This window comes from Salmonella sp. SAL04162 (assembly GCF_046551535.1).
Taxonomy (GTDB): domain Bacteria; phylum Pseudomonadota; class Gammaproteobacteria; order Enterobacterales; family Enterobacteriaceae; genus Salmonella; species Salmonella enterica.
In genome coordinates, this window is record NZ_JBGDVX010000005.1 from 171,223 (window position 1) to 186,589 (window position 15,367).

Genomic DNA, 15,367 nt, shown 5'->3' on the forward strand with positions numbered 1-15,367 from the left:
GTAAAGCCATCTGGCCTGACGACGGGATTAAATGACGCCCTGCGCCAGCATGGCGTCGGCGACTTTCACGAAACCGGCGATGTTGGCGCCCTGAACGTAGTTGGTATGCTTATTATCGCCGCCGTACTCGACACAGGCGTGGTGGATATCCAGCATAATGTGATGCAGACGGGCATCCACTTTCTCGGCTTTCCAGCTCAACCGCGCGGCGTTCTGCGCCATTTCCAGACCTGATGTCGCCACGCCGCCCGCGTTGGCGGCTTTACCCGGCGCAAACAGTACGCCCGCCTCAAGGAAGAGATCGGTCGCTTCAATCGTGGTTGGCATATTTGCCCCTTCCGCCACGGCTTTTACGCCATTGGCAATCAGTACGCGCGCGGCGTCAACGTCCAGTTCGTTCTGCGTCGCGCATGGCAGGGCGATATCCACCGGTACGCTCCAGGGCTGCTGGCCTTCCAGATAGGTTAAGCCAAACTCACGGGCGTAGTCAGCGACGCGACCGTCACGGCTGGCTTTAATTTCACACAGACGCGCCAGCTTCTCTGGCGTGAAGCCACTTTCATCGACCACTGTCCCGCTCGAATCCGACGCGGTAACCACGCGCGCGCCAAAGGCCATCGCTTTCTCAATGGCGTATTGCGCTACGTTGCCGGAGCCGGACACGGCGACGCGCATCCCTTCGAAACCAAGACCATGACGTTTAAGCATCGCTTCGGTGAAGTAGACCAGGCCATAACCCGTCGCCTCCGGGCGAATCAGACTGCCGCCGAAGGAAAGCCCTTTGCCGGTGAAGACGCAGGCGCTGTTATTGGAAAGCTTGCGCATCATCCCCGCCATAAAGCCCACTTCGCGCCCGCCCACGCCGATATCCCCGGCAGGCACATCGGTATCCGGCCCTAAATGGCGATACAGTTCAGTCATCAGCGCCTGGCAGAAACGCATCACTTCGCCTTCGCTTTTCCCTTTCGGATCGAAATCGCTGCCGCCTTTACCGCCGCCCATCGGCAACGTGGTGAGGGCATTTTTAAAGGTTTGCTCAAAGCCGAGGAACTTAAGGATGGAAAGGTTTACCGAAGGATGGAAGCGCATACCGCCTTTATAGGGGCCGATAGCAGAGTTGAACTGCACGCGCCAGGCGCGATTTACCTGCACCTGGTTTTTGTCGTCCAGCCACACTACGCGAAACTGAATTACGCGCTCTGGTTCAACCAAACGTTCCAGTAAAGACATGTGGCGGTAACGGGGGTTTTGTTCAAGAAACGGCCACAGGGTGGTCATGACTTCACGGACGGCTTGCGCGAACTCGGTTTGATGCGGGTCGCGCTTTTGTACATGGTTGAGGAACGATTCCAGAGAACATGTCTGATCCATAGATATAAAAACCTCTTATATATTAATGTGGTTGTATTTGCGTTTTATCAGAATATGTATTTGCAGTTTTCGACTATACCATCAGCAATGTGACGGTAAGCAAGAAAAAAATGACGCTGCTAAGTAAATTCATAACGGGGCGAGGGTCATAACTAAAAGCGATGACAAAAGAGGATTAAAGTTTTCACGGCGGCTTACCGTTATACTGAGAATATACTTAGAAAAATAAGGAAATCCTATGCGCCGAAGCCTCGTGGTCGCCGTGATGGCGATAATGCCAATGGTCGGGCTGGCAAACCAGAACAGTCGTCCTGATATTCAGGTGAATGTCCCGCCGGAAGTTTTCAGCACGCGCGGTCAGTCGTCCCAGCCCTGCATTCAGTGCTGCGTTTACCAGGATCAGAATTACTCCGAAGGCGCGGTAATAAAAGTGGAAGGCGTCTTGCTCCAGTGCCAGCGTGACGAAAAAACCATCAGCACGAATCCGTTAGTCTGGCGTCGCGTAAAGCCATAAACGCCTGCAATAGCGGAATATCCGCCGGGGCGAGGGGGTACTCCAGCGCCTCTTCCGGCGTACACCAGGCTAATGCCTGATGTTCCAGCGCACGTATCAGGCCGTTAAACGCAGGCACATGCCAGGCGTGCAAATGAATTCGTCGGCCAGACACGTCGCGTTGATGGCTGGCGATATAGACGCCGGGCGTGGCATCAATCCCTAACTCTTCGCGTAGCTCGCGGACAAGCGCCTGCGGCTGGGTTTCGCCGGGTTCGACTTTACCGCCGGCAAATTCCCATAAACCGGCTTGATCCGCATGATCTGGGCGCTGGGCCAGCAGAATTTTGCCGTCGCGTTCAATGATGGCGGCAACAACATCGAGTTTTTTTATCATTGTCGTTAAGGTCGTTATTCCTGCCGGGAAGCGTCGCGCTATCCCGGCCTTACGGTTAATCAGAAAGCGGAATCAAACACGAAACGTCGCCCAGACCGGCGCATGGTCGGAGGGTTTTTCCATACTGCGAATGTCGTAGTCTATACCGGTTTCTGCGCAACGTTCCGCCAGCGGAGCGCTTGCCAGCAAGAGGTCGATACGCAGCCCGCGATTATCCACGAAACCTTTTGAGCGGTAATCAAACCACGAAAATTTATCCATCGTTTGCGGATTCGCCTGACGGAACGTGTCCACTAATCCCCACTTCAGTAACCGCGACATCCATTCACGCTCCTCCGGCAGGAAGGAGCATTTACCGGTACGCAGCCAGCGTTTGCGGTTCTCTTCGCCGATGCCAATATCCAGATCGGTCGGGCTGATATTCATGTCGCCCATAATTAATACCGGATTATCGCACTTGAGTTCCGTTTCAAGATAGTTTTGCAAGTTCTGATAAAACTGCGCTTTCGCGGGGAACTTCAACGGATGATCCCGGCTTTCCCCCTGCGGGAAATAGCCGTTAATGACGGTAATATTACCCAGCGGCGAGGGGATTTCCGCCATGATAATGCGGCGTTGCGCCTCTTCGCCATCATCCGGGAAACCGCGTCTGACGGAAATGGGCGTGGCTTTTGTTAGCAGCGCGACGCCGTAATGGCCTTTTTGTCCATGATAGAAAACGTTATAGCCCAGCTTCGCGACCTCTTCGAGCGGGAACATTTCGTCGTGGACTTTTGTCTCCTGTAGGCCGATCACATCGGGCTGGTGTTTTTCGACAATCGCTTCAAGCTGATGGGGACGGGCGCGCAGGCCGTTGATATTAAAAGAGACAAATTTCATAGTCGCTGCCACTTTGCAAGGTGAATCGTGTTGGGATGGTAACAGAAATTTTACCGGGTGACTGCCACTCATCGTCAGATTCGGCCAATGGAAGCGTATGGTGTTTTCTATAGCGCGAAAATGGCACGGTTTGCGTGCAGATGCGCCAGAACGGGGCGGTAATTTCCAGTAAATTTCGTATAAGATCACAATTCCAGAATTATATTTGGCAACTGAATAATATTTCGCTTTTTCCTCTTTTTAGCCACCGATTATGCGGAAATATTCACTTTTCATGCAGTAAAAGTGAATATCGCTACGCTGTAACCCATTGATTTACCGTCTATCACTTCTGTTTATGCAATTTTAACGCTGGCTGGCACGAATGCTGCAATCTACATTTACAGCGCAAACACTCATATTAATTAACATATAAATAACTTTATTTTTACCAAAAGAGGTCGCTATGTCTCTGTCAGTTACGCGCGAAAACTTTGATGAATGGATGGTGCCGGTATATGTTCCCGCGCCTTTTATTCCTGTACGCGGAGAAGGCTCACGCCTGTGGGATCAGCAGGAGAAAGAGTACATTGATTTTGCTGGCGGGATCGCGGTCAACGCATTGGGACATGCGCATCCGGCGCTGCGCGAGGCGTTAAATGAACAGGCGAATCGCTTCTGGCATACCGGGAACGGTTACACCAATGAGCCGGCGCTGCGACTGGCGAAAAAACTGATCGACGCGACCTTCGCCGAACGCGTTTTCTTTTGTAATTCAGGCGCTGAAGCAAATGAAGCAGCATTAAAACTGGCGCGCAAATATGCCCACGATCGTGTCGGCAATCATAAAAGCGGCATTGTGGCCTTTAAAAACGCGTTCCATGGTCGCACGCTCTTTACCGTCAGCGCTGGCGGTCAACCCTCCTATTCACAGGACTTTGCGCCGCTGCCGCCGGATATTCGTCATGCAGCCTATAACGATCTGAACTCCGCCAGCGCGCTAATTGATGACAATACCTGCGCCGTGATCGTAGAGCCTGTGCAGGGCGAGGGCGGCGTGATCCCCGCCACGAAAGCTTTTTTGCAGGGGCTGCGTGAATTGTGCGACCGGCATCAGGCGTTACTGATTTTTGATGAGGTGCAGACGGGCGTCGGACGTACCGGCGAACTGTATGCATATATGCATTATGGCGTTACGCCCGATATCCTGACGACCGCTAAAGCGTTGGGTGGCGGCTTCCCGATCGGCGCGATGCTGACCACGCAAGACTATGCCAGCGTTATGACGCCAGGCACGCATGGCACCACCTACGGCGGTAATCCGCTGGCGACGGCAGTTGCCGGAAAAGTACTGGATATCATCAATACGCCGGAGATGCAAAACGGCGTCAGACAGCGCCACGATGCGTTTATTGAACGTCTAAATACCATTAATGTACGTTTTGGCATGTTCAGTGAAATTCGCGGGCTGGGGCTACTGCTTGGCTGTGTGCTACAGACGGAGTTTGCCGGAAAAGCCAAACTCATCGCCCAGGAAGCGGCAAAAGCAGGTGTGATGGTGCTCATCGCCGGCGGCGACGTGGTGCGTTTTGCGCCAGCGTTAAATGTGAGCGACGAGGAGATAGCCACCGGGCTTGATCGTTTTGCCCTGGCGTGCGAACGCCTTCAGACGGGAGGCGCACCATGCGGGTGATTCGTCCTGTCGAACATGCGGATATCACCGCGCTGATGCAGCTTGCAGGCAAAACGGGCGGCGGCTTAACCTCGCTACCGGCAAATGAAGCGACGCTGGCGGCCCGCATTGAACGCGCGCTAAAAACCTGGTCCGACGAGCTGCCAAAAGGCGAACAAGGGTATGTATTCGTTCTCGAGGACAGTGAAACGGGTGAGGTCGGCGGGATCTGCGCCATTGAGGTCGCGGTCGGTCTTAACGATCCCTGGTATAACTATCGTGTCGGTACGCTGGTTCATGCCTCCAAAGAGCTGAATGTATATAACGCGTTGCCAACATTATTCCTGAGTAATGATCATACCGGCAGCAGTGAGCTTTGCACGCTGTTTCTCGATCCCGAATGGCGTAAAGAGGGTAACGGCTACCTGTTGTCAAAATCGCGCTTTATGTTTATGGCCGCGTTTCGCGATAAATTCAATGAGAAAGTGGTGGCGGAAATGCGCGGCGTCATTGACGAGCACGGTTATTCTCCCTTCTGGCAAAGTCTCGGCAAACGCTTTTTTTCTATGGATTTCAGCCGGGCGGATTTTTTATGCGGTACCGGGCAAAAAGCGTTTATCGCCGAGCTGATGCCCAAACATCCTATTTATACCCACTTCTTATCTGAAGAGGCACAGGCCGTAATTGGCGAAGTCCACCCGCAAACGGCGCCAGCCCGCGCGGTGCTGGAAAAGGAAGGCTTTCGCTATCGCCACTATATCGACATCTTCGACGGCGGGCCGACGCTGGAGTGTGATATTGATCGCGTGCGGGCTATTCGTAAAAGCCGACTGGTGGAAGTCGCGGAAGGGCAACCCGCGCCTGGCGACTATCCGGCATGTCTGGTCGCCAATGAAAACTATCACCACTTTCGGGCTGCGCTGGTGCGCGCCGATCCGCAGACTTCACGACTTGTACTGACCGCCGCGCAGTTGGATGCGCTGAAATGTCGCGCGGGCGACCACGTTCGGCTGGTACGCCTTTGCGCTGAGGAGAAAACCGTATGACGCTATGGATAAACGGCGACTGGATAACCGGTCAGGGCGAACGCCGCCGCAAAACGAACCCGGTGAGCGCGGAGATACTTTGGCAGGGGAATGACGCTAATGCGGCACAGGTCGCCGAGGCCTGTCAGGCGGCGCGCGCGGCGTTTCCTCGTTGGGCCAGAGAGCCTTTTGCAGCACGACAGGCTATCGTAGAGAAATTTGCCGCCCTGCTGGAGGCGCATAAAGCCGATCTCACGGAGGTCATCGCACGTGAAACCGGTAAACCGCGCTGGGAGGCGGCGACGGAAGTGACGGCGATGATCAATAAGATTGCCATCTCGATTAAGGCTTACCACGCCAGAACCGGCGAACAAAAAAGCGAACTTGTCGATGGCGCCGCGACGTTGCGCCATCGTCCTCACGGTGTGCTGGCGGTATTCGGCCCTTATAACTTTCCCGGCCATTTACCGAATGGCCATATTGTGCCCGCGTTGCTGGCAGGCAATACGCTGATCTTCAAACCTAGCGAGCTAACGCCATGGACCGGGGAAACGGTAATAAAACTCTGGGAACGGGCGGGGCTACCGGCAGGCGTTCTTAATCTGGTGCAGGGCGGCCGGGAGACCGGACAAGCGCTGAGTTCGCTCGACGATCTCGACGGGCTGCTGTTTACCGGCAGCGCCAGTACCGGATATCAGCTTCATCGCCAGCTATCCGGCCAGCCGGAAAAAATCCTGGCCCTGGAAATGGGCGGAAACAACCCGCTCATTATTGAGGATGCGGCAAATATGGATGCGGCGGTACATCTGACGCTGCAATCGGCGTTTATTACCGCCGGACAGCGCTGTACCTGCGCGCGACGCCTTCTGGTAAAACAGGGTGCGCAGGGAGATGCATTTCTGGCGCGGCTGGTTGACGTCGCCGGACGTCTGCAGCCCGGCAGATGGGACGACGATCCGCAGCCGTTTATCGGCGGACTGATTTCAGCGCAGGCGGCACAGCATGTGATGGAAGCCTGGCGTCAACGAGAGGCATTAGGCGGGCGCACGCTACTGGTGCCGCGGAAGGTCAAAGAGGGAACCTCTCTGCTGACGCCTGGCATCATTGAGCTGACGGGCGTCACGGATGTGCCGGATGAAGAGGTGTTTGGTCCGCTGCTGAACGTCTGGCGTTATGCGCATTTCGATGAGGCGATTCGTCTGGCGAATAATACCCGTTTTGGTCTGTCGTGTGGGCTGGTGTCGACGGATCGCGCGCAGTTCGAACAGCTCTTGCTGGAGGCGCGGGCAGGGATCGTTAACTGGAATAAACCGCTCACCGGGGCAGCGAGTACTGCGCCGTTTGGTGGTGTCGGCGCGTCTGGCAACCATCGGCCCAGCGCCTGGTATGCCGCCGATTATTGCGCCTGGCCGATGGCCAGTCTGGAATCTCCCGAACTGACGTTGCCTGCGACATTAAGCCCCGGCCTCGACTTTTCTCGCAGGGAGGCGGTATGACGGCGCATGAAGTTAATTTTGACGGGCTGGTGGGGCTTACGCACCATTATGCCGGGCTATCCTTCGGCAATGAGGCATCGACCCGCCACCGTTTTCAGGTGTCGAATCCTCGTCTGGCGGTAAAGCAGGGGCTGCTAAAGATGAAGGCTTTGGCGGATGCCGGCTTTCCCCAGGCGGTGATCCCGCCGCATGAGCGGCCTTTTATTCCGGCGTTGCGTCAGCTCGGCTTCACGGGTAGCGATGAGCAGATTCTGGATAAGGTTGCGCGTCAGGCGCCACGCTGGCTTTCCAGCGTGAGTTCCGCGTCGCCAATGTGGGTTGCGAATGCGGCGACGGTTTGCCCATCGGCAGACGCGCTGGACGGGAAAGTTCACCTGACGGTGGCGAATTTAAACAATAAATTTCATCGCGCTCTGGAGGCGCCTGTTACCGAAGCGCTGCTACGCGCCATATTTCGCGATGAAAGTCAGTTTTCAGTGCATAGCGCGTTACCGCAGGTCGCATTATTGGGAGATGAAGGCGCGGCGAATCATAACCGTCTTGGCGGCGAGTATGGTTCGGCAGGCGTGCAGCTTTTTGTCTATGGGCGCGAAGAGGAGAATGAAATACGACCCGCTCGTTATCCGGCGCGCCAGAGCCGCGAAGCCAGCGAGGCCGTGGCTCGTCTTAATCAGGTGAATCCGCAACAGGTTATCTTCGCTCAGCAAAACCCGGAGGTCATCGATCAAGGCGTATTCCATAATGATGTCATTGCCGTCTCGAATCGACAGGTATTGTTTTGTCACGAAGCGGCGTTTGCCCGGCAGAAAGTGCTCATTAATCAGTTGCGTACGTGCGTTGACGGTTTTATGGCGATAGAGGTGCCCGCCGGTGAGGTTTCTGTATCAGATGCTGTGGCGACCTACCTGTTTAATAGTCAATTGTTAAGCCGTGACGACGGCTCAATGCTGTTAGTGTTGCCGCGGGAATGTCAGGACCATGTCGGCGTCTGGCGCTATCTGAATAAGCTGGTGGCGGAGGATAACCCCATCAGCGCGATGCAGGTATTTGATTTGCGAGAAAGTATGGCCAACGGCGGCGGTCCGGCCTGTCTGCGATTACGCGTGGTGTTAACAGAAGAAGAACGACGGGCGGTGAATCCAGCGGTAATGATGAATGACGCTCTGTTTACGGCCCTTAACTCGTGGGCGGATCGTTATTATCGCGATCGCCTGACCGCCGCCGATCTGGCCGATCCGTTATTATTGCGAGAAGGCCGGGAGGCGCTGGATATGTTAACGCATCTGCTGGATTTGGGGTCGGTTTATCCTTTCCAGCAAACGGGGGCGGCTGATGGATAACTTTCTGGCGTTGACGCTAAGCGGCACGACACCACGGGTGACGCAGGGGAAGGGCGCGGGTTTTCGCTGGCGCTGGTTAGGCCATGGTCTGCTTGAACTCACGCCCGATGCGCCGGTCGACCGCGCGTTAATTCTTTCTGCGGGGATACACGGTAATGAAACCGCGCCGGTCGAGATGCTGGATAAGCTGCTGTCGGCGCTGTTCTCAGGCAGCTTGACGTTAACGTGGCGAGTGCTGGTGGTACTCGGCAATCCGCAGGCGCTGGCGGCGGGAATACGCTATTGTCACAGCGATATGAACCGTATGTTTGGCGGGCGTTGGCAGTCCTTTGCCGAAAGCGATGAAACGCGGCGGGCGCGTGAGCTGGAGCTAAGTCTGGAGACCTTCTTTTCATCTGGCCAGGCGCGGGTACGCTGGCATCTGGATCTGCATACCGCCATTCGTGGCTCGCATCATTTGCGTTTTGGCGTATTGCCGCAGCGCGACCGCCCGTGGGAGACAGATTTTCTGGCGTGGCTGGGCGCGGCAGGACTGGAGGCGTTGGTATTTCATCAGGCGCCCGGCGGTACGTTTACGCACTTTAGCTCTGAACATTTCGGCGCGCTTTCCTGTACGCTGGAGTTGGGAAAGGCGTTGCCGTTTGGGCAAAACGATCTGACGCAGTTCAGCGTAACCTCGCAGGCGTTGTCGGCGCTGTTGAGCGGTGTCGAAACGTCAACCTCGTCTTCTCCGCCGCTACGCTATCGGGTGGTGTCGCAAATCACGCGTCACAGCGATAAGTTCACGCTTTATATGGATGCGCAAACGCTGAATTTTACTGCCTTTGCGAAGGGAACGTTGCTGGCCGAGGAGGGGGATAAGCGTGTGACGGTGACGCATGACGTTGAATATGTTCTCTTTCCTAATCCCTCTGTCGCCTGCGGATTGCGGGCTGGATTAATGCTGGAAAGACTGCCTTGATAAATGTCCCTGTAAGCTCACGTTAGGATTACAGGGATGATTTGGGACACAGTTTCATGCTATTACGGATTATTCCTGGAGAATTGCTTTATTAATAAGCGTTGCTGCGTTATAGTTCTGCATAATTTCTGCTATATCATGCTACTGTATATTTATCTTTCAACTCTGCGCAATTTGTTCTTTTTTTCTTCACAATTGGCGAAAAAGTGTTTTTTATACTTTCATTGTTTTACCGTTGTTATGACTAATTGACGCTAAGACGGTTAAAGTTAATCACGACAACACGGCGCTGTTTTAAATATGCCGTAAAAATAACTGAAAGGAAGGATGGAAATATGCGTAAACTGACTGCTCTATTTGTTGCCTCTACCCTGGCGATGGGTGCTGCGAATCTGGCTCATGCCGCTGAGACTACCACCGCCGCGCCAGCGGATGCGAAGCCAATGATGCAGCATAAAGGTAAATTTGGCCCACATCACGATATGATGTTTAAAAACCTGAACCTGACAGACGCACAGAAGCAACAAATTCGCGACATTATGAAAGCGCAGCGCGAGCAAATGAAACGTCCGCTGCTGGAAGAGCGTCGCGCCATGCATGATATTATTGCCAGCGATACCTTCGATAAAGCCAAAGCCGAAGCGCAAATTACGAAAATGGAAGCGCAGCGCAAGGCCAATATGCTGGCGCATATGGAAACCCAGAATAAAATTTATAACGTTCTGACGCCGGAGCAGAAAAAGCAATATAACGCTAATTTTGAGAAGCGTCTGACAGAACGCCCGGCGCAAGAAGGTAAAATGCCTGCTGCGGCAGAATAACTTTCCACATAATTTAAGACCGCCGGTCTTGTCGACAACACAATCGTTGAGGTGGACAGGATCGGCGGTTTTCTTTATGACTGGCGACAATCGGTGTGCAGTTCAATGATCTCATATTGACCTGACATTAGCGGCTTACAGAGAATTTTATAGCCGTCCTGATCAAAGCCCGCAGGTGTGCGCACCAGTGTGGCGGCCTCATCCAGCGAGGGTACCGCCCCCAGCCATAACCAGTTGTTGATAATGTGGAACTGGGTCATTTGTGGGCGGCTCTCTTTTAACGCGATAGCGCCTTTCCAGGGCCAGCAAACCACACGTAACCGTTCCAGTGAGGCCTGCAGACGAAGAAAATGCGCCTGCGGGGTTTCTTGCCCACAGCACGCGCCAGCGCAGCGCTTCAGAGCGAAACGAAAACAGGCGCGCCCACGGCTTACCGGTTCAAGCCCCAGCAGGCCATAACACAATTTTTGTTCATCGGCGAGGTTCTGTAAGCTTTGCAGCGCTGCCCGACGGTTGGCGAAGAGCCCAAACAAGTTCGGCTCATGGGAAAAATTGACGCTGCGGGCGGAAACGACCTCAATCTTTTGTTCGCTCAACTGTAGAGAGCAAAGCTGGCGATTACGCCGTAACCGCTTGTTAAACAGCGGCTGTTGTTCTTTGATCAGCCGCGCCTCCAGCAGCAACGCGCCCATTTCCCCAGCGGTGCAGATCCAGCTTATCCGCCGCGCCTGTCGCAGCATAGCGGCCTCGTCAGGCGTTCGCAGATGTGAGAGCACCCGGCTGCGAATATTTACGCTTTTACCGATATAAAGCGGCAGCGTATCGCTTTCGCTATGAAATATATAGACGCCCGGTAAGGCTGGCGCTTCGCTGAGGAAAGGACGTAAATGTTCTGGATATTCGTAAATGGCCGCCGCTTCAAACTCAAGGCGGGGGGCTGATTGACGCCGTACCACAGTGATCTCCGTTAACTGGTTATTCATCCAGTATAACAGCGGATGGGTGATTAAAAAAGAGGCTGGGAAGAGAGGAGGCCGGATAGACGAGCGATATCCGGCGCAACAGTAGAAGTACGCTTACTTTTTCCAAAAGTCGTCGAATACCGTAATCGGTAAACGGCGCTTATGTTCAGTTTTTACATACCAGCCTTCGATAGTTTTAGCGATGGCGGGGTCCAGCGTTTTGCCTTCCAGGTAATCGTCAATATTGTCATACGTTACGCCCAGCGCGGCTTCATCAGGCAGTGAAGGGCGGTCGTCTTCCAAATCGGCGGTGGGGACTTTTTTATACAGATGCTCAGGACAGCCCAGCGCTGCGAGAAGCTGTTTGCCCTGGCGTTTGTTAAGGCGATGAAGTGGGTTAATATCGGTACCGCCATCGCCATATTTGGTGAAGAACCCGGTTATCGCTTCCGCCGCATGGTCGGTGCCCACCACGACGCCGTGAGTCATACCGGCGATGCTATATTGCGCTTTCATTCGCTCACGCGCTTTTTCATTGCCGCGAACAAAATCGCTCAGCTCAATTCCCGCTTCGCGCAGCGCCTGCTCGCTGGCGAGGACGGCGCCTTTAATATTGACGGTGAGTACTCTGTCCGGCTGAATAAAAGCAATGGCGTCCTGGCAATCCTGTTCATCGGCCTGTACGCCATAAGGCAGACGAACGGCGATAAACTGCAGCGCATTATCACCAGTCTCTTCCCGCAATTCGGCGATAGCCATCTGGCTGAGTTTCCCGGCCAGCGTCGAATCCTGCCCGCCGCTAATGCCTAACACCAGCGATTTCAAAAAGGGATAGGTTTTCAGGTACGCTTTAAGAAAATCCACGCTGCGGCGAATTTCTTCTTCAGGGTTGATATGCGGTTTCGCGCCAAGCGCCTGGATTATCTCTTGCTGCAGAGTCATTTAACCCCCTTCGACATTAAAAAAATGAATCTTTACCCTGTTAAAGCTAACCCTTCGCCGCTGAAACGACAAGGTTTGGCGGGCTAAGCGGTGTTTAAAACAACATATCGCCGCGTTAGAGAATTTTCCGAAAGGCTTTTTGTGGCGGGTCGCGGCTTGAAAAATATTCTGATGTATTCCAGGCTTACATAACACGCTGATAAACAAGAGGACGGAAAATGAACAAGAACGTAGCAGGAATTTTAAGCGCAGCGGCGGTAATGACTATGCTGGCAGGCTGTACGGCGTATGATCGTACAAAAGACCAATTTGTTGAGCCTGTCGTTAAAGATGTTAAAAAAGGAATGAGCAGGGCACAGGTTGCGCAGATTGCGGGCAAACCGTCATCTGAAGTGAGCATGATTCATGCGCGCGGTACCTGTCAGACCTACATCCTGGGTCAACGTGATGGTAAAGCGGAAACCTACTTTGTTGCGCTGGATGATACCGGGCACGTGATTAACTCCGGCTACCAGACCTGTGCGGAGTACGACACTGACCCACAGGCGCCGAAGCAGTAACAACTGTACATTGCCTGAACATTCAAGGAAACCGGCCTGCGAGCCGGTTTTTTTGTGCCTGCAATAACCTTATTTATTATCGCGAATTATTTGCCCGAAATGTGAGGGGGGTCATAACGCCAGGTCAATGAGAGACAATTTAGTGGGTCAAGGAAATACCATCCGGCGGTCCGATCCCGTATACTCATTTCAGCCACCTAAAAAAGTAAATCCGGTTACGCAAGTCGCCCAGAGTATGGATGCAGGTTGAGGCTTGCGGCGTATCTGGTTGACAGATAATCGCACATGAGGAAGGTTTTTATGGAAAAGAAACACATTTATCTGTTTTGTTCTGCGGGCATGTCAACATCGTTACTGGTATCAAAAATGCGCGCTCAGGCTGAAAAATATGAAGTACCGGTTATTATTGAAGCATTCCCTGAAACCCTGGCCGGTGAAAAAGGCCCGGCAGCGGACGTCGTGTTATTAGGCCCGCAAATTGCTTATATGCTCCCCGAAATTCAGCGTTTATTACCCGGTAAACCGGTAGAAGTCATTGATTCAATGTTGTACGGCAAGGTAGATGGTTTAGGCGTGCTTAAAGCTGCGGTAGCGGCAATTAAAAAAGCCGCCGCGAATTAATTATTTTTTAATTTTTCCCGTCAAAGAGTTATTTCATACACTAACCGCAATATTTTATTGCGGTATTTAAGGGTATTTTTCTATGAGTAACGTCATTGCTTCACTTGAAAAGGTACTCCTTCCTTTTGCTGTAAAAATAGGAAAGCAGCCACACGTTAATGCAATCAAGAACGGCTTTATTCGTTTAATGCCATTAACCCTTGCGGGGGCGATGTTTGTATTAATTAATAACGTTTTCCTGAGCTTTGGGGAGGGGTCGTTTTTTTATTCCATGGGCATTCGGCTTGATGCCTCAACCATTGAAACACTTAATGGATTGAAAGGCATCGGCGGGAACGTCTATAACGGCACATTGGGCATTATGTCGCTCATGGCGCCATTTTTTATCGGCATGGCGCTGGCGGAAGAGCGCAAGGTTGATGCGCTGGCCGCCGGACTGCTCTCCGTGGCGGCATTTATGACCGTAACGCCGTATAGTGTCGGCGAGGCCTATGCCGTAGGCGCAAACTGGCTGGGCGGCGCGAATATTATCTCCGGTATTATTATTGGCCTGGTGGTCGCGGAGATGTTTACATTTATTGTCCGGCGCAACTGGGTGATTAAACTACCGGACAGCGTACCGGCTTCGGTGTCTCGTTCATTCTCAGCATTAATTCCCGGCTTTATTATTCTCTCTATTATGGGGATTATTGCCTGGGCGCTGTCTAATTACGGTTCTAACTTCCATCAGATTATTATGGACACTATCTCTACGCCGCTGGCATCGCTGGGTAGCGTGGTAGGGTGGGCATATGTCATTTTTGTACCGCTGCTGTGGTTCTTTGGTATTCATGGTTCGCTGGCGCTGACCGCGCTGGACAGCGGCATCATGACGCCCTGGGCGCTGGAAAACATCTCTATTTACCAGCAGTATGGCTCCGTCGATGCGGCACTGGAAGCCGGTAAAACGTTCCATATCTGGGCGAAACCGATGCTGGATTCTTATATCTTCCTCGGTGGTAGCGGCGCAACGCTGGGTCTGATCATCGCTATCTTCCTGGCATCCCGTCGCGCGGACTATCGCCAGGTGGCAAAACTGGCGCTGCCGTCAGGTATTTTCCAGATTAACGAACCCATCCTGTTTGGCCTGCCGATTATTATGAACCCGGTGATGTTTATCCCCTTCATTCTGGTTCAGCCGATTCTGGCGGCGATTACGCTGGTGGCTTACTATTTGGGTATTATTCCGCCGATTACCAATATTGCGCCGTGGACCATGCCAACCGGGTTGGGGGCGTTCTTTAACACCAACGGCAGTGTCGCCGCGTTGCTGGTTGCGCTATTTAACCTGGCGGTCGCTACCCTGATTTATCTCCCCTTCGTGGTGGTGGCTAACAAAGCGCAGAACGCCATCGAGCAGGAAGAAAGCGAAGAAGATATCGCTAACGCACTGAAATTCTAAACTCCGCGCCGGCATGGGATGCCATGCCGGGCTGAATCAGAGGAAAGACTATGTTTGATCTTGAAAATGTTGTAGATAACCAGACAGCGGCTGAGGAACTCGAAGAAGTCGTTATGGGGCTTATCATCAATTCTGGTCAGGCGCGCAGCCTGGCATATGGCGCGCTCAGAAAAGCGAAAGAAGGCGATTTTGAGGCGGCGAAAGCGATGATGGACCAGTCGCGCATAGCGCTCAATGAAGCGCATCTTGTGCAGACAAAACTCATCGAAGGCGATCAGGGCGAAGGCAAAATGAAAGTCAGTCTGGTCCTGGTTCACGCTCAGGATCATTTGATGACCTCAATGCTGGCTCGTGAACTGATCGCTGAGTTGATTGAGCTCCATGAGAAACTGAAATAACAGGGGGCG

Annotated in this window: 16 protein-coding genes; 11 read left to right on the forward strand and 5 right to left on the reverse strand. The window is 53.3% G+C overall.

Features of this window, described 5'->3' with window-relative positions:
* Positions 1–27 precede the first annotated feature (27 nt).
* Positions 28–1,371, reverse strand: a complete 1,344-nt coding sequence (gdhA, locus tag ACLJRH_RS12005; RefSeq protein WP_000372865.1) for an NADP-specific glutamate dehydrogenase — start codon at positions 1,369–1,371, stop codon at positions 28–30.
* A 238-nt stretch (positions 1,372–1,609) separates the two neighbouring features.
* Here gdhA and ACLJRH_RS12010 point away from each other — a divergent pair, with 238 nt between their 5' ends.
* Positions 1,610–1,885 (forward strand): YnjH family protein, encoded by a 276-nt coding sequence (locus tag ACLJRH_RS12010; protein ID WP_001254682.1) that lies wholly within the window; start codon positions 1,610–1,612, stop codon positions 1,883–1,885.
* On the opposite strand, the gene ACLJRH_RS12015 is transcribed toward ACLJRH_RS12010, so the two are convergent.
* Both ACLJRH_RS12015 and xthA read right to left on the reverse strand, forming a co-directional pair.
* Entirely contained in the window at positions 1,845–2,261 is a 417-nt protein-coding gene (locus tag ACLJRH_RS12015; RefSeq protein ID WP_001527820.1) for a pyrimidine (deoxy)nucleoside triphosphate diphosphatase, read from the reverse strand. The genes ACLJRH_RS12010 and ACLJRH_RS12015 overlap by 41 nt on opposite strands.
* Before the next feature lie 72 nt (positions 2,262–2,333).
* On the reverse strand, positions 2,334–3,140 hold the full coding sequence (xthA, locus tag ACLJRH_RS12020; RefSeq protein WP_000673954.1) for an exodeoxyribonuclease III: 807 nt from the start codon (positions 3,138–3,140) through the stop codon (positions 2,334–2,336).
* Between the two features lie 445 nt (positions 3,141–3,585).
* Here xthA and ACLJRH_RS12025 point away from each other — a divergent pair, with 445 nt between their 5' ends.
* The 6 genes from ACLJRH_RS12025 to spy all read left to right on the forward strand — a co-directional run bounded on the left by ACLJRH_RS12025 (position 3,586) and on the right by spy (position 10,434).
* Complete coding sequence (locus ACLJRH_RS12025; protein WP_023136849.1) at positions 3,586–4,812, forward strand: aspartate aminotransferase family protein; 1,227 nt, start codon at positions 3,586–3,588, stop codon at positions 4,810–4,812.
* A complete protein-coding gene (gene astA, locus ACLJRH_RS12030; protein WP_023136848.1) occupies positions 4,803–5,837 on the forward strand; it encodes an arginine N-succinyltransferase in 1,035 nt (344 codons plus the stop codon). The genes ACLJRH_RS12025 and astA overlap by 10 nt, the downstream gene beginning before the upstream one ends.
* Positions 5,834–7,312: a succinylglutamate-semialdehyde dehydrogenase gene (gene astD / locus ACLJRH_RS12035; protein WP_023136847.1), complete on the forward strand. Its 1,479-nt coding sequence runs from the start codon at positions 5,834–5,836 to the stop codon at positions 7,310–7,312. The genes astA and astD overlap by 4 nt, the downstream gene beginning before the upstream one ends.
* Positions 7,309–8,652, forward strand: coding sequence for an N-succinylarginine dihydrolase (astB, locus tag ACLJRH_RS12040; RefSeq protein ID WP_000123944.1), 1,344 nt, complete (start codon positions 7,309–7,311; stop codon positions 8,650–8,652). The genes astD and astB overlap by 4 nt, the downstream gene beginning before the upstream one ends.
* Positions 8,645–9,613, forward strand: coding sequence for a succinylglutamate desuccinylase (gene astE / locus ACLJRH_RS12045; RefSeq protein ID WP_023136846.1), 969 nt, complete (start codon positions 8,645–8,647; stop codon positions 9,611–9,613). Before astB ends, astE begins: the two co-directional genes overlap by 8 nt.
* Positions 9,614–9,948: 335 nt before the next feature.
* Positions 9,949–10,434 (forward strand): ATP-independent periplasmic protein-refolding chaperone Spy, encoded by a 486-nt coding sequence (gene spy / locus ACLJRH_RS12050; protein WP_001228998.1) that lies wholly within the window; start codon positions 9,949–9,951, stop codon positions 10,432–10,434.
* A 74-nt stretch (positions 10,435–10,508) separates the two neighbouring features.
* Here spy and cho read toward each other — a convergent pair whose 3' ends face one another.
* A complete protein-coding gene (gene cho / locus ACLJRH_RS12055; RefSeq protein ID WP_023136845.1) occupies positions 10,509–11,390 on the reverse strand; it encodes an excinuclease Cho in 882 nt (293 codons plus the stop codon).
* A 120-nt stretch (positions 11,391–11,510) separates the two neighbouring features.
* Positions 11,511–12,338, reverse strand: coding sequence for an ammonia-dependent NAD(+) synthetase (gene nadE, locus ACLJRH_RS12060; protein ID WP_000174980.1), 828 nt, complete (start codon positions 12,336–12,338; stop codon positions 11,511–11,513).
* A 218-nt stretch (positions 12,339–12,556) separates the two neighbouring features.
* On the opposite strand from nadE, the gene osmE reads away from it, so the two are divergent.
* The 4 genes from osmE to chbA all read left to right on the forward strand — a co-directional run bounded on the left by osmE (position 12,557) and on the right by chbA (position 15,358).
* On the forward strand, positions 12,557–12,898 hold the full coding sequence (gene osmE, locus ACLJRH_RS12065) for an osmotically-inducible lipoprotein OsmE (RefSeq protein ID WP_001039301.1): 342 nt from the start codon (positions 12,557–12,559) through the stop codon (positions 12,896–12,898).
* Between the two features lie 300 nt (positions 12,899–13,198).
* On the forward strand, positions 13,199–13,519 hold the full coding sequence (gene chbB, locus ACLJRH_RS12070; RefSeq protein WP_000412161.1) for a PTS N,N'-diacetylchitobiose transporter subunit IIB: 321 nt from the start codon (positions 13,199–13,201) through the stop codon (positions 13,517–13,519).
* A gap of 82 nt (positions 13,520–13,601) precedes the next feature.
* Complete coding sequence (gene chbC / locus ACLJRH_RS12075; protein ID WP_000073063.1) at positions 13,602–14,960, forward strand: PTS N,N'-diacetylchitobiose transporter subunit IIC; 1,359 nt, start codon at positions 13,602–13,604, stop codon at positions 14,958–14,960.
* Between the two features lie 50 nt (positions 14,961–15,010).
* Positions 15,011–15,358: a PTS N,N'-diacetylchitobiose transporter subunit IIA gene (gene chbA, locus ACLJRH_RS12080; RefSeq protein ID WP_000459883.1), complete on the forward strand. Its 348-nt coding sequence runs from the start codon at positions 15,011–15,013 to the stop codon at positions 15,356–15,358.
* Positions 15,359–15,367 lie beyond the last annotated feature (9 nt).